Annotated in this window: 19 protein-coding genes and 2 pseudogenes; 5 read left to right on the top strand and 16 right to left on the bottom strand. The window is 37.4% G+C overall.

Annotation, left to right across the window (positions count from 1 at the left end):
- Positions 1-31: 31 nt before the first annotated feature.
- The 3 genes from HO345_RS00355 to HO345_RS00345 form a co-directional block, all read right to left on the bottom strand.
- A complete protein-coding gene (locus tag HO345_RS00355) occupies positions 32-1,552 on the bottom strand; it encodes a glycine hydroxymethyltransferase (protein ID WP_253683328.1) in 1,521 nt (506 codons plus the stop codon).
- A gap of 94 nt (positions 1,553-1,646) precedes the next feature.
- Complete coding sequence (locus tag HO345_RS00350) at positions 1,647-2,429, bottom strand: CDP-alcohol phosphatidyltransferase family protein (protein WP_253683327.1); 783 nt, start codon at positions 2,427-2,429, stop codon at positions 1,647-1,649.
- A gap of 77 nt (positions 2,430-2,506) precedes the next feature.
- Positions 2,507-4,492, bottom strand: a complete 1,986-nt coding sequence (locus tag HO345_RS00345) for a DUF4139 domain-containing protein (protein WP_253683326.1) — start codon at positions 4,490-4,492, stop codon at positions 2,507-2,509.
- A gap of 135 nt (positions 4,493-4,627) precedes the next feature.
- On the opposite strand from HO345_RS00345, the gene HO345_RS00340 reads away from it, so the two are divergent.
- On the top strand, positions 4,628-5,968 hold the full coding sequence (locus HO345_RS00340; RefSeq protein ID WP_010694630.1) for a tetratricopeptide repeat protein: 1,341 nt from the start codon (positions 4,628-4,630) through the stop codon (positions 5,966-5,968).
- A gap of 70 nt (positions 5,969-6,038) precedes the next feature.
- Here HO345_RS00340 and HO345_RS00335 read toward each other — a convergent pair whose 3' ends face one another.
- Complete coding sequence (locus HO345_RS00335) at positions 6,039-6,743, bottom strand: DUF2715 domain-containing protein (RefSeq protein ID WP_253683325.1); 705 nt, start codon at positions 6,741-6,743, stop codon at positions 6,039-6,041.
- 108 nt (positions 6,744-6,851) lie between these two features.
- Positions 6,852-7,673 (bottom strand): DUF2715 domain-containing protein, encoded by an 822-nt coding sequence (locus HO345_RS00330; RefSeq protein ID WP_253683324.1) that lies wholly within the window; start codon positions 7,671-7,673, stop codon positions 6,852-6,854.
- 142 nt (positions 7,674-7,815) lie between these two features.
- On the opposite strand from HO345_RS00330, the gene HO345_RS00325 reads away from it, so the two are divergent.
- Genes HO345_RS00325 through HO345_RS13050 form a run of 3 tightly spaced genes read left to right on the top strand, consistent with a single transcriptional unit; the run spans position 7,816 to position 10,180 of the window.
- Complete coding sequence (locus tag HO345_RS00325; protein WP_253683323.1) at positions 7,816-8,706, top strand: DUF2156 domain-containing protein; 891 nt, start codon at positions 7,816-7,818, stop codon at positions 8,704-8,706.
- 20 nt (positions 8,707-8,726) lie between these two features.
- Positions 8,727-10,040, top strand: a complete 1,314-nt coding sequence (locus tag HO345_RS00320) for a PALP domain-containing protein (RefSeq protein WP_253683322.1) — start codon at positions 8,727-8,729, stop codon at positions 10,038-10,040.
- A 5-nt stretch (positions 10,041-10,045) separates the two neighbouring features.
- On the top strand, positions 10,046-10,180 hold the full coding sequence (locus HO345_RS13050; RefSeq protein WP_010689391.1) for a hypothetical protein: 135 nt from the start codon (positions 10,046-10,048) through the stop codon (positions 10,178-10,180).
- Here HO345_RS13050 and HO345_RS00315 read toward each other — a convergent pair.
- On the bottom strand, positions 10,177-13,782 hold the full coding sequence (locus HO345_RS00315) for an alpha-amylase family glycosyl hydrolase (protein WP_366796410.1): 3,606 nt from the start codon (positions 13,780-13,782) through the stop codon (positions 10,177-10,179). The two genes, HO345_RS13050 and HO345_RS00315, sit on opposite strands and share 4 nt — an antisense overlap.
- A 115-nt stretch (positions 13,783-13,897) precedes the next feature.
- A pseudogene (locus HO345_RS00310) lies at positions 13,898-14,596 on the bottom strand (Rpn family recombination-promoting nuclease/putative transposase); the annotation flags it as partial.
- Between the two features lie 61 nt (positions 14,597-14,657).
- On the opposite strand from HO345_RS00310, the gene HO345_RS00305 reads away from it, so the two are divergent.
- A complete protein-coding gene (locus tag HO345_RS00305) occupies positions 14,658-15,548 on the top strand; it encodes a DUF4349 domain-containing protein (protein ID WP_253683320.1) in 891 nt (296 codons plus the stop codon).
- Here the strand turns inward: HO345_RS00305 and HO345_RS00300 are convergent.
- The 9 genes and pseudogenes from HO345_RS00300 to HO345_RS13185 form a co-directional block, all read right to left on the bottom strand.
- On the bottom strand, positions 15,545-16,123 hold the full coding sequence (locus HO345_RS00300; protein WP_253683319.1) for a hypothetical protein: 579 nt from the start codon (positions 16,121-16,123) through the stop codon (positions 15,545-15,547). The two genes, HO345_RS00305 and HO345_RS00300, sit on opposite strands and share 4 nt — an antisense overlap.
- Positions 16,120-16,458: a hypothetical protein gene (locus tag HO345_RS00295; RefSeq protein ID WP_253683318.1), complete on the bottom strand. Its 339-nt coding sequence runs from the start codon at positions 16,456-16,458 to the stop codon at positions 16,120-16,122. The genes HO345_RS00300 and HO345_RS00295 overlap by 4 nt, the downstream gene beginning before the upstream one ends.
- Positions 16,439-18,409: a FapA family protein gene (locus HO345_RS00290; RefSeq protein ID WP_253683317.1), complete on the bottom strand. Its 1,971-nt coding sequence runs from the start codon at positions 18,407-18,409 to the stop codon at positions 16,439-16,441. Before HO345_RS00290 ends, HO345_RS00295 begins: the two co-directional genes overlap by 20 nt.
- Positions 18,410-18,417: 8 nt before the next feature.
- On the bottom strand, positions 18,418-19,206 hold the full coding sequence (gene whiG / locus HO345_RS00285) for an RNA polymerase sigma factor WhiG (protein ID WP_010694610.1): 789 nt from the start codon (positions 19,204-19,206) through the stop codon (positions 18,418-18,420).
- Positions 19,207-19,230: 24 nt separating this feature from the next.
- A complete protein-coding gene (locus HO345_RS00280) occupies positions 19,231-19,905 on the bottom strand; it encodes a hypothetical protein (RefSeq protein ID WP_253683316.1) in 675 nt (224 codons plus the stop codon).
- A gap of 41 nt (positions 19,906-19,946) precedes the next feature.
- The gene (locus HO345_RS00275) at positions 19,947-20,840 is read right to left on the bottom strand and encodes a MinD/ParA family protein (RefSeq protein WP_010694602.1); all 894 of its coding nucleotides are present in this window, start codon (positions 20,838-20,840) and stop codon (positions 19,947-19,949) included.
- A gap of 1 nt (position 20,841) precedes the next feature.
- A complete protein-coding gene (flhF, locus tag HO345_RS00270) occupies positions 20,842-22,179 on the bottom strand; it encodes a flagellar biosynthesis GTPase FlhF (protein ID WP_253683315.1) in 1,338 nt (445 codons plus the stop codon).
- 69 nt (positions 22,180-22,248) lie between these two features.
- Positions 22,249-23,307 carry a pyridoxal phosphate-dependent aminotransferase gene (locus tag HO345_RS00265; protein ID WP_253683314.1) on the bottom strand — a complete coding sequence of 353 codons (1,059 nt, stop codon included), beginning with the start codon at positions 23,305-23,307 and terminating at the stop codon, positions 22,249-22,251.
- Between the two features lie 55 nt (positions 23,308-23,362).
- A pseudogene (locus tag HO345_RS13185) lies at positions 23,363-24,168 on the bottom strand (Rpn family recombination-promoting nuclease/putative transposase).
- Positions 24,169-24,185: the final 17 nt, after the last annotated feature.

Below are 24,185 nucleotides of genomic sequence, written 5' to 3'. Positions count from 1 at the left end.
CGGAGCCCCTTATCTCAATTAAAAGATATTTTTAGCAATAAACGCTCTTTAAATAGTCCAAATCCAATTCAGGATAAAGAACAAATTTATGTAAAAGAGCATCTACTTCTTTTTGTATCTCTGCTTTTACGGCAGGGTCTACAACTACATTAGCCTTGCTGGGAGCTCCGCTCTTTGTTACGCCGGGCTTTGAAGCCTTTAATACCCTGTCGATAATTGAAGCTATTTGCTTCATTTCGGGTTTTCCCATGCCGAGACTTGTTACGGCAGGAGTACCTACGCGTAAACCGCTTGTCCACCAGGGGCCGTTCGGATCAAAGGGCAAGCTGTTTCTGTTAAGGGTTACACCGCACTCGGACATTGCAGTTTCCGCTTGGCGGCCGTTTAAGCCGTATTTTGTTACATTAATCAGCATTAAGTGATTATCTGTTCCGTTTGTCTGGAGCTTCATTCCGAGCTTCATACATTCTTCGGCAAGGGCAGCGGCATTATCGCGTACATTGTGGGCATAGTCTTGATATTCCTTGCTGCTTGCTTCGCGGAAGGCAACAGCCTTTGAAGCCATAACATGGGGAAGAGGGCCGCCGATTACGAGGGGGCATCCCTTATCAACGAATTCGGCAAATTCTTTTTTGCAAAGGACCATAGCACCGCGGGGACCTCGAAGAGTTTTGTGGGTTGTAGTTGTTACCACATCAGCCCAAAGAACAGGGTTATATTCGCCTTCAAAAACTTTTCCGGCAACAAGACCGGCAAAGTGGGCCATATCAACCATTAAAACGGCGCCGCATTTATCCGCAATCTCTCTAAATTTCTTAAAGTTAATCTTTCTGGGATAGGCACTGTATCCGGCTAAAAGAATCAAGGGCTTTTCTTCCATTGCTCTTTTTTCGATTTCGGCATAATCAAGCTCACCTGTTTCTTTGTTTACCGTATATGAGCATGTTCTAAACATTTTTGAAGAAACGTTTTGAACATAGCCGTGGGTAAGGTGTCCGCCCGAATAGTAATCCAAGCCCATAAGTTTTTGATTTCCAAGAGCATGGCGTAATTCTTCCCACTCCTCATGGCTCAAACCTTCAAGGCTCATCTTTTTAACTTTTCCGTCTACAACTGTCTCAAATTTCTTTAAGAAGGGCTCTTCAACCTTGGCATTTAAGATTGCCCAATAAGCTACGATATTTGCATCGGCTCCGGAGTGAGGCTGAACATAAGCGTGCTCGGCTCCAAATATCTTACATGCTTCTTCGCAAGCAGCCATTTCAACGGCATCGACGTTTTCGCATCCTCCGTAATATCTATGCTCAGGGAAACCTTCGGCATATTTATCGGTCAGCAGGTTACCCATAGCAGCTTGAACTGCCAATGAAGAATAGTTTTCGCTGGCGATAAGTTTTAAGTGACTCCGCTGATTTTCTATTTCTTTTACAATGCTTGATGCAACTTCAGGGTACACGGAGGCAACCTGATCCAAATTGGCTAAATATGCAACCATAGCTAACTTTGCATTTGAGCCTTCTTTTTCAAGGTATTTCTTTAAACCTTCTTTCATTTTATAACTCCTATCAAAACAGTGTTTGTATACTATAACTTCAATATTATAACAATTTATAAAATTATATTCTAGTCTTTTTTAGTATTGATATCTAAGTTTCTCTACCTCTTTTGCGGTATTTTTTATAATGATCATAGAAAATAAATATTTTTTCAAACAAAAATACAAAAATAATAAAACCGCAGGAATATTCTCCTATTAAAAATAATTGTTTAAAGTTATAAAAGAAAGGAACAAAAAATTGCAGCATCTTGAGACTGTAAAGAATCATAGTTGCCGCTATCGTTATTTTACCGCCCCTTGTAGACTTTATTTCAACCGGAAACTTCAATAACATAAAAAAGAGCATTCCCAAAGCCTGAAACATTAATCTTACAAAAATCAAATAGAAAAACCAATTAGGCAATAGACCCAGTTGATAATATACAATTGAAACAAGAGCAAGCAGGGAGTAATCACTCATAGAATCCAGCATACGCCCGATCCTTGTTTCTTGATTAAATTTACGGGCTATAAAACCGTCAAAAAAGTCCGTCAAAAAAACCAAGATTAAAACAACAGCCAAGATTATTTTTATCTGTTCTATCGAATTTTGCTTTAAAAGAAAGGCTATTAAAGGTACAGAACTTATGCGGAACAGGGTAATCCCATTTGCAAGGTTAATTTTATCAAGTGAAAGATTGCTCTCCACATTTACAAACTCCTCCTTGTATAGAATCAAAAAAAGCAAAATCAAGGAATGCCAGAGAGTTATATGTATTAAAAATGCACTAAAAATCTCAGCATCCGTACTAAATATCTTATAAATTGCAAAAACAGCTGAACACTGGAACAGCCAAAAAAATAAAACCAATCTGCCGATTTTTTTTTCCATAATTAAAGAAACAACTCCGAATTCTATCTTTTATTTATAATTTTTTCTTTTTCATAATGAATCAACGTAAAAAATAATTATTCTATATTAATTTTTTCAACATAATCTAAAAAAGCGGATCGCAGATTAGAATATTCTTTTTCACTTTGGCCGATTTTCTTCTTTAAATTCTCCAAAGAATTTTCTATCTCCAAAAGCTTATCTAAAAAAAGCTTACCCTGTTGAGTCTCAGAACCGACAGCTTGAAGATTTTTACGGACTCGATCCTGCTCGGCATTAAGATTTTTTTGCTCATTTTGTAAACTAGTCAAGGCAATTTGGGCCTTATCAACTTTTACCTTTTCATCTAAAACATCCTTAAAAGCTTTTTTTATCTTTTCAGGCATCTTAGAATTGGAATAAATAGCTATCATGGAATTATTATCCATCGTATTAACTTGAATAATTTCTTCAAAAAACCTTTCTTCAACTACATCAAGTTTTTCTTGAGCGTTAGCCTTAACCTTGATATTAAACCTATACTTGTTCGATGTCTTTTCCAACAATTTTTTTTCATCGGCAAGGTTAAAACCTGAACTTATAAAATGTTCAACGATGACGGAGCGTTCTTTTGATGCAGAATTCTTGATAGTATAGACAGAGTTTTTAGACGACTTATATCTTTTTGTTAAAACTCCTTTTACTATTTTAAGGCTATGAATATGCTTGTCAAAGTCCTCGGTTTTTGTACCCTTCACATCTATATCATCACCGAAGGCTATGAGCCGTTTTTCATTTTCCGGTAAAAACTCCAAAATAGCGTCGCCTGAGTACTCCCCATTTTCAAAAACCGTAATAGGCCCTGCAGGAAACTTTAGCCCGGAATTATTTTCGATACTGATACATAACTTAGGATGTACATCGGAACCATAGGGTATATTCGAAAAAACCGAGTATTTTTGTGCAGGAAGCGATGCAAGGCTAAGCGGAATCATTGTACTCTTCTGCCTAGGTAAATTAACAGGCTTTACAGGGCTGAAGGCAAACATTTCCCCCGCACTACTCTTCGCAATGGCCTGATTTTCAAAATAAGAAGATTCCTTGGCTTCGTCCATGGAGGGAGCAGCCGCCTTTGCATAAGCCCTTTTTTCCATCAGCGGTATGGGCATAGTTTCTTCATAAGCCATATCGTCATCATAAGCGGAATCAAAGGTTTCAATACCGGCCGTCTGACCTGCAAGAATCGGAATAGTTTCTCGCTCGGTATAATAGGGTTCATATAAATTTTGTCTAAAGCCTATTGGTCGGCCGCTTGTAAGGGTGAGTTTTACATCCTTCCAATCAAGATCCGTAGAATTATCGATTATAGCCCAAGCCTGAAAAGCTGCACTTGTATTGCCCATATCAAGCCTATACGAAGGCTTCCAAATAGGAGCTTCCATGACATAAGACAACCCTATATTACGCTCTCCGGCAGCTTCTATATCAATCGAAATAAGCTTCCTTTCTTTTGCAGAGGCCTCTAAAATAAGACCTAAAGCCTTTTGTAAGTCCTCATTCCTTTGGGGATCCGTAAATTTAAAAGATTGCACATCTTTTAAGGATATTATCTTAACACCGTCTGCCGCAGCAATCGACAAAATCATATCCGGTTTAGAATCCTCAATTTTATCCACACTTAAAATTTTACCGGTAATCTTACTCGGCGTGTAAACTTCAATTTCTGCACCCTTCTGCGAGTTAAGAATCTTAAAAATAGAGTTATTTTCAGATAAATCTATCTTTAAACTTTGCATAGTTTTTTTAAGGGTATCTTCCGATTGATAATTTATCGATAAATTCTTTGCAGCAGGATCTTTTACAAAAATAGATTTTAGCACGTCACTTATCTGAGAAGGTAAAAACAACATCTCGATCTTTCCGTTGCCTCTTACCCTGCCCTCATGCTCATAATGAGCAACACCTGAAGAATATAGAGTTACCCTTTTTAAGGGAAGGTCATCCTCACTAAAATCCTTTACCGGATCAGAAAAGACTGTAGTCATACACATTAACGAAATTAACATAAAAAATAATTTTTTCATACCTCCTCCAAGGAAATAATATCCCCTCATTATATCACATACAAGAGCTGCTGCCTAGGGTATATTTTACAGTATTATTACAAATTCAATTCACCTTCCATTGACATATCTTAAAATAAAACGCATAATAGGAGAATGGTATCGACTATTATTATTTCCTTTTTTATTATTATTATTGCTGTTGTTATCCTTGTACTTGTAGCTACACGAAGCAAATCATCCTCTTCGGGAGGAAGAAAGAAAGTTAAAGGCAGAGCCGTTTTAATGAAAGAAGCTTCACGCCGCTTAGCTCAAAACCCTCATGATGTTGAAGGTTTATTTATAATGGGAGATATTTATTATCAAGACCAAGACTGGGAAAAGGCTTATACGGCATACTCAGCCTTACTGGATAGAATGAAACCGCTCGAAATGAATAAGCAGCTGGATGTTGCTATCAGGTATGGAACCTGTGCTCTAAAAACAAACAGGCTCCCTGAGGCAAAAAAAGGCTTTCTTCTTGCAGAAACAATCAATCCAAAAAATCTTGATGTAAGCTATAACTTAGGCTATATCTATTACCTCGAAAAAGAGTATGAAAAAGCCGTTAAATTTTTCAAAAGGACCTTAATACTTGAACCAAACAGCTTTTTGGCAACAAAGTATCTTGGATATACTTTAAAACATTTACATAAATACACTGAAGCCCTTCCGGCTTTAAAAAAAGCTCTGGACTTTAAACCCGATGATAAGGAAGTTTTGTTTGCAATGGGCGAATGTTTTTATGAAACGGAAGCTACCGACCGATGCTTAAAAATATTAAACCATCTTAGAGTAGATCCTGTTTTCGGCCCTCAAGCCTCATTATACACAGGTATGATAAAGGCAAAGGCCGATCAGCTGGAAAGAGCTATCGAAGACTTCCAAATAGGCTTAAAGCATACCGGCACACCTTTGGATATTTCTAACGAGCTAAAATATAGATTAGCTCAAGCCTATATAAAAACTCACGAAATTGGTCAAGCCCTTCATCTTTTAAAAGAAATCCAGTCCATAAGCCCGGGATATAAGGATGCGGCAACCTTAATAATGAGATATCAGGAATTAAACAAAAACAAAAACTTACAAATATACCTAATGTCGGGACAAAGTGAATTCGTAGCTCTTTGCCGCAAAATCGTAGCCCGTTTTTATCCGAAAGCTAAGGTAAAAATAGTGGATATTTCCGTATTGGCAGCCTACACCGATATAGTAGCCGAAATAGATACATCCCGTTTTTCGGATACGGTCATTTTTAGATTTTTTAGATCGCAGGGAACGGTAGGTGAGCTGCTTCTTAGAGAACTGCATGCACGGCTAAAAGAAGTCAAGGGCGGAACAGGAATTTGTATGAGCGCCGGAACCTTTACCGAAGAAGCTGTTAGGTTTTCTGAAGGGCGACCTTTAGACTTATACGACAAAACAAGGCTGTCAAGCGTTTTAAACTCCTTAAAATAAAACTTTATTTGCTCAATAAAAAAGGCAGCTCATTTAAATGGGCTGCCTTTTTGCGTAAAACAATTAAAATTTATAACCTAATAGAAAGGCCTAACTTTAAGTTTACACTGTTGGCAATAACATCTTGTATAGTATTTTTATTTGAAAAAGTGTAGGGCTGACCGGCGACATTAAAAGTTTTTTCAACCTTCAGAGGTGCAAAATAAACAGTATCGGCAATACCTCCATAAATACCTATCATTTTTGTAAAGTAAAAACTTGCCAAAACATTTACGCCTACACCGAACATGACATCCAATTTGTCGTAACTAAGATTTTGACCAGCTATAGAAATAGACTGAGTAGCCTTCATAGCATTTAAACCGAGACCTCCTCCCAAAAAGAGGTTAAACCTTGTTTTTTTAAACAAAGTTATACCTGCTCCAAGCTGAGTGTCAAGAATAAAGGCATTCTTCGCTACAAACTTATCCTTTTCAGCACGTGAATCCTTTACAAGATCGTTATGGTTTTTTCCGGGAAAGGCAATTTGGGCCATCAAATAAATAAAACCCGCTCTAAGGTCGACAGCAAGTCCTGCGGCATTATTCTTTTCGTCTTTAAGCTCTTGTACTGCCTTTTGTATATCAGCATGGACTGTACCCAAATTACCATTATTTTTAGTGTGAACAAAATAATTCGTAAAGGCAGGACCGAACGAAATCGCAAAATCTGCAAATGCAAAAACAGCAGATGCAACCGAAATAATCAAAATAAAAATTATTTTTTTGTGTTTCATAATAAACCTCCGCATAATAGATACCTGTTTATATAGTTAATATAAACAGGTACACTTGCTAAACAGTCTTTTAAAAAAGATAGTTACAATTTTTCTTAACTTTAAAAGTTAGAGTTTAAAGGCTACAGCCAATCTTAATGTAAGGTTGTTGGCCCATGAGTATTTTATAAGGGACTTGATATCCTGTTTATCATCCTTGGTAATCGTATAGGTAAAATTACTTCCGTCTATTGTTCTTCCTTTGTAATACCTTTTGTTTGAAAACGGAATAAAATGTACCGTATCTTTAATATCAAAGGAAACACCAATATTTTTTGTAAAATAGTAACGCAAAGCTACATTTATACCAAGCCCGACCATAGCAACACTTCGAGTTTCATTAAGTTCCTTTGCAACAGGGTTACCATGTTTATCTTTTATCGTTTTTACAAATTCATCTGGAAGGTCTCTTCTTGTCTGAATATAGTTTACACCCAAACCGCCGCCTACAAAAATATTGACAGGTAAACTCTTTAAAACATTTATGCCTACCCCTATCTGGCCATCGACAATAACGGAATTTTTCAACTTATTTGTAGCTCCCAACTCCTTCAATTTTTTTGCAAGAGGGTCATCTCCTGTAGGTATCTGCGTAAAGGGGAGACCTACGCTGATATTTGCATACACATAGCTCATTTTAAGGTTTAATCCTAAGGCCAAGGCATTGTATGAATCAACAGCCTTCGGATCTTCCAGTCTAAGGTTTCCAGTTCCTAGCACATTCCCTAAACCTTCTGCCAAATTAGTTTTAAGAGAATCCCTCTTATACCTAGTTACCATATTATGGTTCATATAACCGATACCGACATCACCAGAAATATCCATAAAGTCAAAGGCCGATAAAGAAAGCATACAGCTTAACGCCACAATAATAAAAACAATCTTTTTCATAATTCATCCTCCGAAATAAAAATTTGATAAGTCTGACTCTTATCTTCCTACATTATAAACCAATATCAATATATTTTCAATCAAAAATAAGTATTTTTTTATATCTATTGCCGTTTTTTCTTAAAAATAGTAGGATATATGCATGAGTATACCACAGTATCCTGAATTTGCACCCATTTCGTTGGACATGCAATCCGAAATGGAATTTTACTTAAAAAGGCTTCCTGACGGAATCTCGGAGCTGACTTTTCTGAATTTATACCTTTTTAGACATAATTATAAATATCAGGTAACAAAAACAGAAAAATTATTGATAATAATAGGGGAATATAAGGGTGAAAGCTTTTTTATAACCCCATGCTGTACAGTAGATGTCGAAATAACAAAGGAATTATTGGCAAAATATAAAAAATGGATGATCCTTTCAAAATCTTTTTTGGATAATAACACAAATGTATTCAATCTGCCTTTTTTAAAAGAGCTAAAAATTGAGGAGGATAGGGATAATTTTGACTATGTTTATCTCAGAAAAGATTTGGCCGAGTTAAAGGGTAAGGATTTTCATAAAAAAAAGACCCATATAAACAAGTTTGAGAAATCTTATGACAAAATAACAATCGAACCTCTCACCCTTGAAAATGTGGAAGATGCCAAAAAAATCCTTGAAGAATGGAACAGTACAAAACAGGACTCAAATCCTGAAAATTCCGACTATGAAGCAGCCTTAGAAGCCCTATCAATCTTAAGCAGAACCTCGATGATGGGCATCATTCTCTATGTTTGGGATGAACCTGTGGCTTGGACTCTTGCAGAAATAACACAAAACAATAAAACCGCCGTTATTTTATTTGAAAAAGCCTTAGCATCTTACAAAGGGAGTTTTCAGTACATCAATTATGCCTTTGCAGGTTATCTGCCTGAATACATAGAATTTATCAACAGAGAGCAGGATTTAGGCGATGAAGGCTTAAGACAAGCAAAAATGACATATAAACCGATAAAATTTATAAAAAAGTATAGAATTTTATCTTAAATATGATACAATAGAAAAGCATGGATTTAGTAAGTACAAGAAACAACAATAAGATTGTATCCTTTTATGAAGCAGTAACAAACTGTATGCCGGCAGACGGAGGGCTTTATATACCGAAAGAAGCCTTAGACTTAAGCGATTGGGCCTATCACCTTAACGAAACTTCAAGTTTTACATCTATTGCGGGAGCCTTAACCTCTGCAATCCTACGAGAAGAATTCAGCCCTGCAGTTTCGGAACGTATTGCTGTTTCAGCTTTCGGAAATTACAGCCCCAGAGTGCGCCAACTGGACGAAAAATTCTTTTTGCTGGACCTTTTTCACGGCCCTACCGGTTGCCATAGAGATTTCGGCTTTTTATGGTTTGCTTCAGTTCTTGAACATATTTTAACCATAACCGATAAAAAAGCCATAGTTTTAGGAACAGGAACCAAGAAAAACGGTCAAAGCATGGCTGCCGCCTTTTGGAACAAAAAAAGGGTAAAGACTCTTTTAATTCATCCCAAAGGTTATGCCTCCGGTATACCGGAAGAATATTTAGCCGAAAACGGAGGTTCTATTTACTCGGTAGAATGTGACGGAGATGTAAAGGATGTCGAAAACTTAAAAAGGTCCGTATATCTTGATAGGAATCTTGTAGGAAAATACGGTCTGACTTTAGCAAATACAGTAAACATAGGCAGACTTTTGCCCCAAATATTTTTCTATTTTTATGCTTTTACCCGCTTTAAAAAACACTCTTTTGGCGAAATCTATTATGCCCTCCACTCCGGTAATTATGGAAACCTTTCGGCAGGGCTTTTTGCATGGAAGAGCGGCCTTTCATTAAACGGGTTTATTACCGATTCTACGCCTGAACTATCGGTAAACAAAGATGGAGACTGCTTTTGCAAAACTATGGAAGTTCCTTTGAGCCGAAGAAGTGCAGCAGATCCTGTAAGTCCCTCAAATATCGAACGCTTGGAACAGATTTTCGAAATAAGCCCTGCAATTATGAAGGCATTGATTTTTCCTAAGCAGGTAGATCCAAAGGATTATAAAGAGCTTATACGAAAGGCCTATCAAAGATATGGAGTTATGATAGATACTTCGACAGCCGCAGCCTATGGAGCAGCCATAAAAAGTAATATTTTAAAAAATAAGGGCCCGGAAACCCTTGTTCTTATCTCAAAGGATCATCCGGCCTTTGAAGCCGATATAATCGAGGAGGCTTGCGGCGAAAAACCCAATCAACCGGAATACATGAAAAGTTTAGACAAACCTATAAAAAATATAAAAAAGATACAGCCATCTAAAAAAGAAATAGAAAATATGCTAGAATATATGGAGAGGTAGTTTTTATGTCATATAAACTTGATGGAGCCAAATTCCCTACGCTTGAAGAACTGGTAGAAGCCCTCTACCCTATTTATGCAGATAAAATGAGTGAGGAAGAATTTAAAAAATATGCAGAGGAAAATGCCGAAAAAGACTAGGCCTTTTCGCTTGAAAAATCAATAATATTTTTCAGCTTATATTCGGCAGCTGAAAATATCTTGGTCATATCCAAATAAATTCCTGCATAAAAGTTTAAAGATAAAATGTTGCATTTATGTACACCATCTTCAGGCCAATCTTTCCATACAAGTTTAAACAAAATATTTATCAAAATCAGCCTCTCGGTAGATTCTTTATTAAACCAAAGCTCCCCATTCCACTCGTTTAAACCTAAATAGTTTTTTAGCACTTCATCATGTACACAAAAATCCATAAAGTCCTTAACGCAATCCCTTTTTGAATCCGAATTTTCAAAAAAATCTTTCTCAGTTTCAGGCAAGGAAAATAAACGGTTTAACAAAAATAAGGTGCTTTTTGCATTTACTTCGGGAAGGCCGAAAGAACAAAGAAGCTCGGTAAGAGCAGAATCAAGGCAGCACATTTTAATCTTTTCTTTAGGAAAAAATTTAAACAGGGCCGACAATAAAAGGCCTGCCGTATACAAAAGCACATTCTCTTTTTTGTCAAGAACCAAGGACTTGAGAGCATTTAGAAAGAGAATATCTTCGGTTTTAAGACTTTCATCCTTAATATTTTCAGCAATCAAAGAAGGCTCATTTGAACAAAGATATAAAAAGCAATCTATAGAATTTTTAAAGCACAAAGCACGCGTCTCGTTTTTTTCTTTAATGCTTTTTAAGCTTTCTTTTTCTTCATCATAAGGAAAGGTCTTAAAAAATACTTCTTCAAAGGTATTAAAAAATTCTAAAAATCGAGGATAAAGTTTTTTCGATATATCTTCAATTGCTTCCGATACATCTTCAATTGTTTCTTTTTTATAGGTATCACAATAATCCGAAATTTGAGGGAACAAGTCTTTAGCGCATAAGTCGTAAATAGTATTGTAAAGACTTCCATACTTACATTTATTTATTTCAAATTCAATATCTTTAAAACCCCGTCCATCCGCTTTTTGATAAAGAGCCCTACAATAGCCGTCATCATCCTTAATCTCATGGATGTTTAAAAATACTTGGCATTTATAACCGTCCAAAGCTGCAAAAAAGCCTTTTTCGGCAAGCTCGGAATTTTTTCTTAAAAAGAATAAGGAAGAACGCTGTTCATAAAACACCGTAAAATAATCCTCTCCCGAATTTAAATTAAGAGCATCTATAAGATTTTCCTGCCTTAATTCCTTTTCATTTTGCGATTTTTTTACGGCAAAGGCTGCCGAAAGCTTAATCCAGCCGGAGGCTCTTTCATAGGCGTTATTATAAAAAATCAACGAACGCTCTCCATTGAAAAAATTCGACCAAACAAAAACATTTTCGCTTACGCTTCCTTCATTCCAAAAATCAAAGAGCCTAAATTTTTCAACACCGGAAAAAATATAGCGTCTTTTTAAAAGAGGGAAAATTTCCTTTTTATGTCTTTCAAGCAGACCGTAGTTTACAGCCTCATCCTTATAAGCTCTTTTATATTCCATACCGTACTTTTCGGTAAAGCCTTCTAGCTGACCGTGCCCGAACATAGGAAGCCCGGGCATAGCCGACATCATCGTGCAGACACCGAAGTATTTATCTCCGTCTCCGAATTGGGCTATGGCAGTTTCTTCATCGGGGTTATTCATAAAATTGACATAACGCCTTAATACCTCAGGATCGAATTCGAGGGTATTTTTTATGGTTTCCCTGTATTTTGCGTTTTCTTCTTTTTTGAGCATATTCATAAAGGCGGAATTATATACGCGGTGCATTCCTAGGGTGCGGACAAAATAGCCTTCCATCATCCAAAAGGCTTCGGCAAGCAAGAGGGTGTCTGGAGCTTCTTTTGCACAGCGGTCTACAACCTCTCTCCAAAATTCTTCGGGGATTCTCCTTTCAAATTCTTCAATAGAGAGGGCATAGCGGGAACGGCTTGCAATGTCTCCGCCTGAACCGGGAGCCGGATACCATAGGCGGCGGATATGTTTTTTAGCAAGAACCATGGCCGCATCGAAGCGTATGATTGGAAAATTTCTTGCAACATGGAGAATTTTTTGAATAACTTTTTCGCGGGCTTCACTGTTTAAAAAATCTATTTGAGCCGTATCGTTCCACGGGAGGCCCGTGCCGTCATTTCCATGATAGATATAGCGAACATCCCCGGAATAGTTATCTACGCGCTTAAAAACCACGGCACAGTCCGTCTTTGAATAATAACCGTTTTCAAGATAAACGCTTGTTCTTCCGTCTCGGGAAAGATTCTCACCATCATAACTGTATGAAGGAAAGGGCTTATCTCTTGTCTGCAAAAATAGATTCGGCTCTTCCATAATCCATTTGGAATCAAGGCCCGTATGATTGGGAACCATGTCGGCCGCCATTCTGATTCCGAACTTCCAAGCTCTTTCCCGTAAATTAGCCAGAGCCGGCCAGCCGCCTAGTTCTTCTGCGATGTCATAGTCATAGATACTGTATGCACTTGCAGCCGCATCTGGATTTCCGCAAATTTCTTTAATACGGCGGCTCGCCTCGGAACGCTGCCAAACGCCGATTAACCAAAGTCCGGTAATTCCCGAATCTGCAAAAAATTTGAGCTCTTCATCGGGGATTTGATCAAGACGCGTAATCGGGGCGGAATATTTTTTACTTAACTGATCCAGCCAAACCAAGGTGCTCTTTGCTATTAAAACCAAATTGGGCATCCAATTTTTATCGGGAGTGAAGGCCTCGTATTCTTTTAACAAATTTTCAAATGTGTAGACCGGAGCATCAAAGCTGCCTCCTTGAGGCGGTGCCCAGCCAGCCTTTTCTTCTTCCCTTATTAAGTCCTCGGCCCCCAAAAGTTTAAGCAAAAGATTTTGAGTAAAGCTGCTCCAGTTTTCTTTTATATATTTAAGCTGGTCTAAAATGCTATTTGGACAACGCTTAATGGGTTCTTCTAAAAAAGAAAGAATATCCAGCTGCCCCAGCTCCTTTCCTAATCGGCTTCCTATGGGCTTATTCTTTTTTGACCATTTTTTTATCCTGTCCCAAAAAATTTCATATGAATCGATTGTTTTTAAATTTGAATCATTAAATAAAACCTCAAACTGTGCATTTGCAGGATTTCTATTTGCAAGACATAGGAGAATAAACTCTTCAAAGGCCAGCAATTTGTTGGGTACATTTGATGAGCTGTCATTTGATTCAAACCACTCATCCAATGAGAGCTTATCCGTATAAACATCCTTTGGAGGAAAATCTTTACAAAACTCTTTTAACAAAAAATCGAGGCTATGCAGACTTTTATCTTTAAATTCTTCTTCGATAAATTCATATCCTTTAACAAAAAAATCGGCATCAACATTTTGACGGTAAAGCCTTAAAACATAATGAAGAACTTCATCTAAAATTCCCATCGCATTTAATTCGCCTGCTTTTAAATGAGCTTGACCTTCTCCAAAAAGGCCTTCGTTTACAATAGAATTAAAATTAAAAACGAAATTATGAACTTCGGAAATATTTTCAAATATGACATTTCCGCATGAAGAAAAAAGAACCGACTTTAAATTACACTTTTTGCGGACATCTCCGTTAATGTGAAATTCCATTTCTTGAAAAAAAAAGTCCATAGCCATAAGTTAAGTATAACATTAACAAGCTTAAAACGCAAGGTTCTTTTGTAAATATACGGGCATCTGCTCCGCCTATTTGCAAAAGTCATTTCAGTACTGAATCAGAAGGGCGGTGCTTTCAAATGTTTTCCACTTCTTCTTTGGTGAGACCGGTCATTGTACAAATTTCGGTTATAGGGTAATTATGAGTACGCATAAGTTTTGCTGTTTCAAGAGCTTTTTGATAAGAACCGTCGGCAAAGCCTTGGCTAATACCTTCTTGCCTACCTTTTATTTCGCCCTGCAATATACCTACTTCAATGCCTTGTCGATAACCTTCATTTATACATGAAGCTCTGTCATGCTCGTATTTCATACGGGAATCATAAAGCCATTTATCTTTAGGACTCATTTCCATTACAGAAATAGCGGCATTTGCTTTTTTCATTATCTCTGAATTTTCTGCTAACACTTCTCTCACCTCCGGATTATCAATTAGGAGAGGAAAGACAACCCGACAGAACAGGTTTGCCTTGAAGCTGCGCTGGCTGTACCTTTCCTCCCCTATAACCCCTCCTATCTTTACCTCGAAGCTATGCCGGTTGTTCCCGTCTGCCAAAGGGAGCTCCCTTTGGAAACCCCTTCTTAACTTTTGATATATTAAAGTATATTACCATTATTATAATAACATTCGGCTAAAAATTTTACAATAGTCTTGACCTTGTTTTATGTTTTCATTATACATTTTAGACCAATAATACAAGGTTCTTTCAGGAAAATCAAAATGCCAGTTGTTTTGAATTTCGATATCAACAAAGGTTCCGTCGTTTAGCCTTAACAGCTCCCATTGTAAAATAAAATAAATTATGTTAAACTTTTGCCGATGAGGGATAAATAAGATGAAAAAAAAGGCCTTTATTTTTTTATATTTAAGTTTGGTACTAAATCTTTTTCTTTCGTGCGGAGGGAAAAAAGCAGCTTATGAAGCCGGTAAAAGCGCCCGAGCCGAAAACTACATGTCCGAATCCAAAAGCTCATCATCCGATTCGGCCTTTCAAGAAGACAAAAAAGAATCTGACGATGTAAATACTGCAAGCTTAGATAACGGCAATATCGAAAGAAAACTTATAAAAGCAGGTTTTATAGAATTTGAAACTGAGGATATAAAAAAAACAAGGGAAATAATCGAAAACCTCGTAACAAAATATCAAGCCTATATAAGTCAAGAAGATGAGAAGAATTTTTATTCCAGTATTAGGCAGACAATCAGTATTAGAATACCAAAAGAAAATTTTGATAATCTTTTAAATGAGCTTACTATAGGTATTAAAAAACTTGATAATAAAAACATTACGGTTGAAGATGTTACGGAAGAATTTGTAGACAGCCTTGCCCGGTTAAAGGTAAAAAAAGAAACCGAACAAACTTATTTAAAAATTTTAAGCCAAGCAAAAACGGTAAAAGACATTTTAGAAGTGCAAAACCAAATTCAAGATTTACGCTCAGATATTGAAGCTATTGAAGGCCGTTTACGCTATTTACAAAAATCCGTAAATTACAGTACCTTAAATATTTCAATGTACCAAATTATCAGTAGCAGTATAGCAAGGCCATCCTTTTTTACCAAGGCCCTTAATGCCGTAAAGGAAGGGATAGGTCTTTTTAGCGATATAATTATCGGCATCCTTTATCTTTGGATATTTATACTTATAATTATAATTATTGCGGTAATTATCATCAAAAAAAGACGCAATAAAAAAAGATTAAATGAAAAACCTTTAGATAATTAGGTATTCATAGAAATTATAAGCTCTATTTCGCCGGTGGGAAGGGGAACTTTTTCGGCTATCAGCTCTATTGAAAGGCCTTTTTTAGCCATTTCAATTATCTGTTCCTTCATTGAAGCAGTTTGGTCGGGGACAATTCCCGATTTAGGGGCCAGAATTTGTTTTGTATATATCTTAATAGGTTCGTTTTCGATAGGCGGATTTTCTTTTGAAATTACGGGCTTTTTAGTTTTTGCAAAAACCTCCGGATCAAGTCCTGAAAAGGCATTAGCTTTAGCCGCCTCTGCAAGGCTTTCGTAAACTCTCTCGGCAGCGCTTCGTTTTTCTTCTTCTTTTCCTGCAAGTAATATACGCTTATCCAGCTCAAGGATAAGGCTGTTCACTTCCTTAATCTTGTCTTCCATTATTGTAACGGACTGATCGGTTTGAAAAGCAATTTGAGCAACCAATTTTTGAGTTTCATTTTTTATATTATTGATTGAAGCCCTATCCGAAAATTGATTTTTAAACTTAAAATAAAAAAAGAAGATTAAAAAAATATTTAATACCAATAAAATAATTGCAAAAACAGTCATCATCCTGAGATATCCACTCTTTGTCCCAAAGAAGGGTCTTTTATATATTCTTCGCTATCCGGTTCCTGCTCGGTTTGAGCCGTGGTCTGCTTTTTGGGATGTTCTCCTCCCCTATCGTCCTCATCGGGAGACCTGCCGTCCTTATTGATTCTAAGATTCTTATTACTATCGGAATCTACAAGCTGAACAGTACTCAATCTTTTTTCTGCATCAATTTTATTTTGCTGCTGCTGGGCATCCTTTACCATAGAAGCAAGCTGCTGTTCGGCCCCCTGTTGTTTGCCGACCTTAGCCATTTGAGCATATAGAGTTTGCAGATCAATTGGTTGAATAGCCACTCGGAACCTTCTTAAAATCCTCTTCGTTCTCTTCTTGATACTTTCCGTAACGCACAATTCCCTTGTCAAGATAGAATGTAGTAGCCTTACAATCCATTCTTACATCCTCGGTGGTATCCCGTATAACTATGCGTACTCCCGGATATACATGTCCGGAAGCGGAAACCCTGCCCTGATTTTTCAATGTATTTAAGTATTCTCTTATTTGGGTAATTTCTTTTTCTACTTCGTGAATATCGGTTTGAAGAGTATATTTATACTCGTTCATCTTGTTATAGTTTTCTTCTTTATCTTTTGGAAGCTCTCCCCGCTTGGATTTAAGCTCTTCAAGACTCATTAGATTAAGCTTTAAATCTTCCAAGCTTTTTTGATCCATCTCCTGCTTTTGCAACAAGAAGTTTAAGCGCTCCTTACTTTTCGGATCGAAGCCTACACTTAGTACAAGATCGTTTCCGCCTGAAACACTTCCTAAATTCCTTGCCGAAATAGATTCGGAAGCACTCAGATTGCCGCTTATTATATCGGCCTTCTTTCCTCGGCATATAATTTTACGGTTAGCCATTACGTTCGATTTTATAATACCGTCCGAAACAATTACCATATCTCCGGCTTCAACAACATCGGTATTTTGAATAAATTTAGACCAGATAGATTTTCCGGCTCTTATTACACCGCCTTCTTTGCCCATGATACCCTGACTTACAACGATATCTCCCTCGGTATCAAGCTCTGCCCTGCCGACCGAGCCCTTAACTTCTATATTTCCCGAAGCCTTTATAACAAAGCCGTCATCTACGTTTCCGTTTACAAAGACCGAACCCAAGAAGGTAATATTTCCGGTTCTGATTGAAACGTCGCCTTCAACTACATAGATTTCTTGTACGGTAATCTTATTTTTGACTAAAAGAACCTGTCCGTTTACTTCGGCAACTATAGTTAAACCATCCGCAGCAATCTTTGTATTTTTGCCCACAGGCATTGCAACATCTTTTCCGTTAAGGGCCTCAAGGTATTTTCCTGTAACGGTTTTTCCCGCCTTTCCTCTTTGAGCAGGAACCTTTTGAGCTACAGGCTGTCCTTCAACAACATTTTGAATAAGGTTCAATTCCTTAAAATTGATTTGACCGGAACGGGTTTCCTGCAAGCGGACCCGCGTATTATCTACCTCAAAATTATAAAGAATCTTGGCATCAGCACCGTTTTGAGGAGCTATTCCTTCCGCTACCAGATAATCTTCACGGTAAACGGGAGAATCTTGAAATTGTTTGACCCTCTCTTCATTTATTCCGACTATTATCCTATTATTCTTTAAAAATGCGATAATGGTATCTGCCGAAAGGTCGACACCTCCGGTTGTCGGGGGAGTAACATAGAGGTAGGCCTTCATTTCGTCATCGCTTATGTTGACAACCATTGCAGCATCATTGCCGGGGATTCGTTTATAAGGAGCAACCCTGACATATTCACCGTGTTTTTCCTCCAATATGGGAGCAAGAATATCGTCCTCCGGAATGGGGAGAGCTCTGTCCCTAAACTTGTCTCTGGCAGCCTTTATATCAAAAACACGGCCTGTGCCTGAGGGAGCAGTTACCTTAAAGTAAATACCGTCGGCTGCACAGAAAACATACCCCATTCCGTCTTTATTAATAACAGTCCCATCTTCAATTATATCTTCGGACTCAACCTTTTCTTCTTCGATATTTTGCGGTTTCTTTACCTTTATGGTTTCATAGGCTCTTATCTTCCATTCTTTTGGGACTATTGCAAAAAAACCTGAAGCACCTTTTTGTAAAATTTCATAGTCTATCGATGAAACAGGCATCCCTAATTGTATAGCTGCGTTTGCAAGGGCCTCATCAAGGGTTTCTCCGCTTATATCAACAAAAAAACGCCCGGAATCAAGTTCGTGCATTTCAGACATTTTTTCCTGTATTTGATTAAGCCTAACCATAATCCCCCCTATTTTATGCCCTTTGTAACATTAGAAAGTTTAGCTTTCAATTTTATATTTGCGCTTGTGTGTATCTGAGAAACCCTGGATTCGGTTACATGAAGAACCTCTCCTATTTCCCTGAGGGTCATGTCCTCGTAATAGTACATAATTAAAACTTTTTTCTCTCTTTCAGGTAATTCTTTAAGAGCCTCGGATATAACTCTCCTTACATCTTCACGCTCTACAATAACATCAGGGTTTAAAGAGGAAGGAGCTTCAATTATGTCTCCTACCGAAAACTCTTCCGAGTCATCATTAGAAAACCTTAAATCGGTCAAAGAAATAACGCTTGTTGCAGATATTTTAAGCAGTAGAGAATTATACTCCTCAATATCCAAGCCCATTGCATAAGCTATTTCTTCGTTTGAGGCGGAGCGGCCTAGACGAGCTTCTAGTTCGGCTATAGTTTCTTCAATTTCACGGCTTTTTTGACGTACCGAACGGGGAACCCAGTCTATAGATCTCAGCTCATCGAATATAGCGCCCCTTATTCTATTAACGGCGTAGGTATTAAATTTAACGTTTTTATCGAGATCATATTTTTCTATAGCGTCCAAGAGGCCGAAAACGCCGTAACCGACTAAGTCGTCAAATTCTACATTTGTAGGCATTCCTATACCGACTTTTCCGGCGACGTATTTTACCAATGGAGCATACTTTAAAATAAAATATTCTCTGATTTTAGGATCTGAGGTTTTTTTGTATTTATCCCAAAGTTCTTCTTCAGGTATATTTTCATAATCCGTATTTGCCATTACCCACACCTTTTATTTTTTAATTTATGAATCCCTTTTAAGCACAGTACGAATAGCACTTACCATAGTATTCGTATCCATCCCTGAACCCGCTAAATCCGTTGATACATCAAATGCGGAAGTTCCTCTTTGAGTAAAGTCCATCTGATCATCTCCTTGCTCAGGTTCATCTTCAGGTATAAAATCCTGCAAGTCGGGAAGTTCTTCCAATTCTTTTACAGTATTTTTTTCTTGTTTTTTTTCGGTTTCATTCGAAACACTATTTTTTGATGCAGAAGTTTGTGAGGCATCCCTTATACTCTCAAAATCTTCATCGATCAAGTCCTCATCAGTCAGTTCTTTGGTATCATCCGATATCGAATTCTCATCTGCCGGCTCAGCCTCTATCATATCCGATTCCGAATCGGCTCTTTCTTCATCGTCTATAAACGGCATTTCTACAGGTTCATCTATACTTATATTCAAATTTTTACCGGTTTCTTTTTTTTCCTGTTCCTGAATATTAACAGGCTGAAATAAGTCCGGCACAAAATGATCCAAAAGAATCTGAGCCCCTAAAACAAAGCCTCCGCTTATCAAAGAGATGATAAGTGAACGCAAAAGTATCGTAGAAAAACGCACCCCGCTTATCAGCCCTAATAGGAAAGACAGAGCCAAAGCAGCTAGTGCACATATAAGGGGAATTTTAAATTTTGCCACGGCTCCGGTAACCTCCTAATTTTAAATTAAAAAACTTCAACCTATTCCCACTTTTTTCCAAAGAGCTTTTGTAAAAAGCCGGAAAAGCCTGAATATTCATTATAATCCGTTTTTTCAAGTTTTGCAACTATGTGGCGCAAACAACTCGCCGCTTTACTTTTTGGAGCAGATATAAAGAAGGGCTTTTGCTTTAAAACAGCCTGTTCAACCGCAGGATCATTGTAAATAAAGCCCAAGTACTCGACTTTTAAATTTAAAAACTGGGCAACAATCTGAATCATGCGTTCGGCTATTTTTTTACCTTCAAGGGCAGAATTTACACGGTTTACAACCATTTTTAGGTTTAAATCATAGTTTTCAACTTCGGTTGCGATTATTTTTATAATTCCGTAAGCATCGGTTATAGCTGTAGGTTCCGAAGTGGTAACAATAACAACCTCATCGGCGGCGGCAACAAAGCTGAGAACGTTTTTGGAAACACCGGCACTGGTATCGATTATTATTATATCCGCCTCCGCAAGAGTATATAATTCTTTAATAAAATCTGACCTTTCGGCTTCTTCCATATTTGCAATCTTTGAAAAACCTGAAGCTCCGGCAACGAATTTTATTCCATATTCCGTATCGATTATGATGTCCGACATTTTCTTTTGTTTTTTCATTACATGATAAAGATTGAATTTCGGAATTATGTTCATCATAACATTTACGTTTGCAAGACCAAGATCCGCATCGATTACAATAACGTTTTTTCCCATCTTGGCATAAGCAATGGCCATATTTGTAGAAATATTCGTTTTTCCGACCCCGCCTTTTCCGCTGGTTACGGCAATAATCCTTGTCTTCCTTTTAGGAGGAAGGTTTGAAAGCGCAGCCTTATCACTGCTGTTTTTATTTTTCATTAATGTTTTTAAATCTTCTGCCTGATCCGTCATCTTAGCTCCATACTATAGAAATTTCGTCATCGAAATTTTCGTTGATATAATCCAAAGAGAACCCTGTAAGTTTTCTTAACAAAACAAGCTTGGAAGCCCGAGCTATATCCTTGGGTACTGTTTGGCCTTCGGTTATATAGGCGACGGGAATCTTGTATTCATCCAATACACTGATAATACTGCCCACATGAGCCGTTTCATCAAGTTTTGTAATTATAAGGCTCGAAAAATTAAAAACGGAATATTGTTTTATTATTTCGATTATGTCGGCAGCCTTAGTTACGGCACTTACTACAAGATGGGTTTCAATCCTGCCCGGTTCTATCTCATCGAAATACTTTTGCATCTCAAGTATCTTTTCGGGATCGGTCGGACTCCTCCCCGTCGTATCTATACATATAATATCGGCAGAATCCTTATATAGATCGAGATATTTGTGTAAATCTAATGGGTCGGTTGCTATGATAAGGGGGATACCCATGTGCTCACAGTATTTTTTTATTTGAAAGGCTGCTCCTATCCTAAATTGGTCAAGGGTAATAACCCTCACATCAAGGGAACGCTTTTCAAGTTTAGAAACAGCCAGAATATAATAGGCGGCAAGTTTTGCAAGGGTTGTCGTCTTGCCTATACCTGTAGGCCCGACCAAGGCAATAAGTTTTTGCTTTTTAGCGGAATCGTCATTATTTATTTCTTCAAGTTTTATTTGTATGGAAGAAGCTACCCAGTCCAAAACTTTTTTTTGCACAAGTTCAAAATCGTCTAATTCAGCTAAACTCAAATTTTTAGCTATTTTTTCTTTTATGGAGCGGATATATTTAGCGGTAAAATCATTTTCTTCCAAAATAGCCGCAATTTTCGAAATATTTTCATGCTCTTGGGACGGAGAATTCTTTAGCCTTATTTCTTCTGCAAGCCTGCCGACGGTTTCTGCAAGGGCCTTTAACTCTTTAGAGTCAATATCGGTTTTTATGGGAGCAGAACTTTGATTTTCAAGCTTTTCGATATAGGGCATCATTTTCTCGGCCATTTCTTCCGATTGAGCCGCAGCCAGTTTCATTATTTTTAAACGCTCTTCTGCAAGATTTGCCGGAGAATAAGGTTTTATGGGAGCAACAGCTGACTTAGGTTTTACTTCTTCATTATTTGAGAATTTGGGAATAAAGGCTTCATTTTGAATATTAAAACTCAACCTTATTGTTTCCTTATTAAAAAGACTAAGGAAGCCTTCATTTCTTTTTACCTCGCGGCGGGTAACCATTATATTCGGCCCATACTTTTCTTGAATTTTTTGAATACACTTTTCGTATGTTGAAGCTTCCTCGACAAATGTTTCCATATAAACTTTATACCACCCGAAGCCATTATAAAACATTTTTATAAATTTTACAATACAGATACGGGATGTTTATTTTGACCTTTTAGAGCTAATTGCTTTAATAAATTTACAATTATCTTTATGAGAACGTACGGCAATCCTGATATGATTATCTCCGAGAGTTTTAAAACTGCTGCAAGTTCTTATCAAGATTCCCCTTTTTTCAAAAAACTTTAAAGCTCCCTCATCTTTTGCATTTAAAACTTTAAGAAGAATAAAATTGCACTGACTTTTATAGGCCTGTAATTTTATCTCTCCGCTTGTTCCATATTTTTCGATATTTTCAAGCAAAAAAGCTCTTTCTTTTTGGATATAGGCCTTGCTCTTTGCTATAAAATCCTCGTCAAAAAAGATTGCAGGAGCGGCAGCTTCTGCAAAGGCGTTTATGTGCCAAGCCATCTCGATTTTCGAAAGAGCGGCAGCCGTATCGGTTGAGGTACAGGCATAGCCTAGGCGTATCCCCGGAAGACCAAAAAATTTGGTTGCAGCCCTTATTATACAGATATTTTTATAGCCGCCTTTTTTAAAAAGAGCTATGCTGTCATAATCAGGCGGACAAAACTCGTAAAAAGCCTCATCTAAAAGTAAAAACGCACCTGTTTTTTGTACGAGAGAATAAATTTGTAAAAGAGCCGTTTTTTCTATTCTTAAGCCTGTGGGATTATTCGGATTCCCTAAGATAAGGAGATCGCCTGCCCTCAGTTTTTTTTTAAGACCGGCAATATCGGGCAAAAAATCCGGAAGATAAGGAAGCTCTAAAACCGGTTTATTATGCACAAGAGCCCTTAATCCGTATTCCGAAAAACAAGGCGTGCATAAAACAACTCGTTTAAACATTGAACAAAAATTATCGATTATTTCTACAGCCCCATTCCCCAAAACAATATTTTCAGGTCTGCATTTTAAATATTGAGCCGTTACCTTTTTTAGCGAGCGGTAACGGATATCGGGATAAACCAAAAGATTATTAAAAGCTGCACCTAAGGCCTTTTTTAAGCCCATAGGTGCCATTAGAGGATTTATATTACTGCTAAAATCGATTAAAACTTCGTCCTTTTTTTTATAAGACAAAACCCCGCCGTGTTCCAAACCATACCGCCTTTTTAAAAAAGCCTATTCAAAACCGCCACAAATGGATCCGGTTTCAAATGCTTTTTACTTCTTCTTCGCTGAGACCGGTAGCTTCTGCTATATTCTCAATCGACAGTCCCAACTGGAGTAAATTCTTTGCCGTTTCAAGTTTAGTTTGGTAAGAACCGTAGGCGAATCCTTGTTCAATACCTTTTCGATAACCCTCGCTTATACATGAAGCCCTATCATGTTCATATTTCATACGGGAATCATATAGCCATTTATCTCTAGGATTCATTTCCATTATTGTAATAGTCTCATTTGCCTTTCTCATCGTCGGAGATTCTTGTTCTAACATTTTTCTTACCTCCCAATCAATTAGGGGAGGAAAGACAACCCGACAGAACAGGTTTTCTTTCCTCCCCTATAACCCCTCCTATCTTTTCCGTCTGCCAAAGGGTGCTCCCTTTGGAAACCCCTTCTTAACTTTTGATATATTAAAGCGTATTACCATTATTATAATAGCATTCGGCTAAAGATTTTACAATAGTCTTGGCCTTGTTTTATGTTTTCATTATACATCTTGGACCAATAATATAAGGTCCTTTCAGAAAAATCAAAATGCCAACTGTTTTGAATTTCAATATCGACAAAAGTTCCGTCGTTTAGCCTTAACTTGATATCCACGATACCGAGCTTTTCACTTAAAAGCTCCTTATGAAACTCCTTATCCAGAAGTTCCAAATCTGCGATGTTTTCAGGTGGAATGTCCAGTATACATTCCAGCAAGTCCTGTAGAACATCTTTGTTTTCCTCTACTCCGAAGACTCGTTTAAAAGCATAGTCGTTGCGGAGAGTGATTTTAAACAATTTTTCCATAATTAAGCCTCGTTAAT

It is taken from the genome of Treponema denticola (assembly GCF_024181645.1).
Classification (GTDB): Bacteria; Spirochaetota; Spirochaetia; order Treponematales; family Treponemataceae; genus Treponema_B; species Treponema_B denticola_A.
The sequence above is the reverse complement of the archived record's forward strand: the minus strand, read 5'-3'. Positions and strand labels throughout refer to the sequence as shown.

What these genes read in the sequence shown, in the direction of transcription:
- HO345_RS00355 (WP_253683328.1), bottom strand. Translation starts at nt 1,552, where the DNA reads ATGAAAGAAGGTTTAAAGAAATACCTTGAAAAAGAAGGCTCAAATGCA.
- HO345_RS00350 (WP_253683327.1), bottom strand. Translation starts at nt 2,429, where the DNA reads ATGGAAAAAAAAATCGGCAGATTGGTTTTATTTTTTTGGCTGTTCCAG.
- HO345_RS00345 (WP_253683326.1), bottom strand. Translation starts at nt 4,492, where the DNA reads ATGAAAAAATTATTTTTTATGTTAATTTCGTTAATGTGTATGACTACA.
- HO345_RS00340 (WP_010694630.1), top strand. Translation starts at nt 4,628, where the DNA reads ATGGTATCGACTATTATTATTTCCTTTTTTATTATTATTATTGCTGTT.
- HO345_RS00335 (WP_253683325.1), bottom strand. Translation starts at nt 6,743, where the DNA reads ATGAAACACAAAAAAATAATTTTTATTTTGATTATTTCGGTTGCATCT.
- HO345_RS00330 (WP_253683324.1), bottom strand. Translation starts at nt 7,673, where the DNA reads ATGAAAAAGATTGTTTTTATTATTGTGGCGTTAAGCTGTATGCTTTCT.
- HO345_RS00325 (WP_253683323.1), top strand. Translation starts at nt 7,816, where the DNA reads ATGAGTATACCACAGTATCCTGAATTTGCACCCATTTCGTTGGACATG.
- HO345_RS00320 (WP_253683322.1), top strand. Translation starts at nt 8,727, where the DNA reads ATGGATTTAGTAAGTACAAGAAACAACAATAAGATTGTATCCTTTTAT.
- HO345_RS13050 (WP_010689391.1), top strand. Translation starts at nt 10,046, where the DNA reads ATGTCATATAAACTTGATGGAGCCAAATTCCCTACGCTTGAAGAACTG.
- HO345_RS00315 (WP_366796410.1), bottom strand. Translation starts at nt 13,782, where the DNA reads ATGGCTATGGACTTTTTTTTTCAAGAAATGGAATTTCACATTAACGGA.
- HO345_RS00305 (WP_253683320.1), top strand. Translation starts at nt 14,658, where the DNA reads ATGAAAAAAAAGGCCTTTATTTTTTTATATTTAAGTTTGGTACTAAAT.
- HO345_RS00300 (WP_253683319.1), bottom strand. Translation starts at nt 16,123, where the DNA reads ATGATGACTGTTTTTGCAATTATTTTATTGGTATTAAATATTTTTTTA.
- HO345_RS00290 (WP_253683317.1), bottom strand. Translation starts at nt 18,409, where the DNA reads ATGGTTAGGCTTAATCAAATACAGGAAAAAATGTCTGAAATGCACGAA.
- whiG (WP_010694610.1), bottom strand. Translation starts at nt 19,206, where the DNA reads ATGGCAAATACGGATTATGAAAATATACCTGAAGAAGAACTTTGGGAT.
- HO345_RS00275 (WP_010694602.1), bottom strand. Translation starts at nt 20,840, where the DNA reads ATGACGGATCAGGCAGAAGATTTAAAAACATTAATGAAAAATAAAAAC.
- flhF (WP_253683315.1), bottom strand. Translation starts at nt 22,179, where the DNA reads ATGGAAACATTTGTCGAGGAAGCTTCAACATACGAAAAGTGTATTCAA.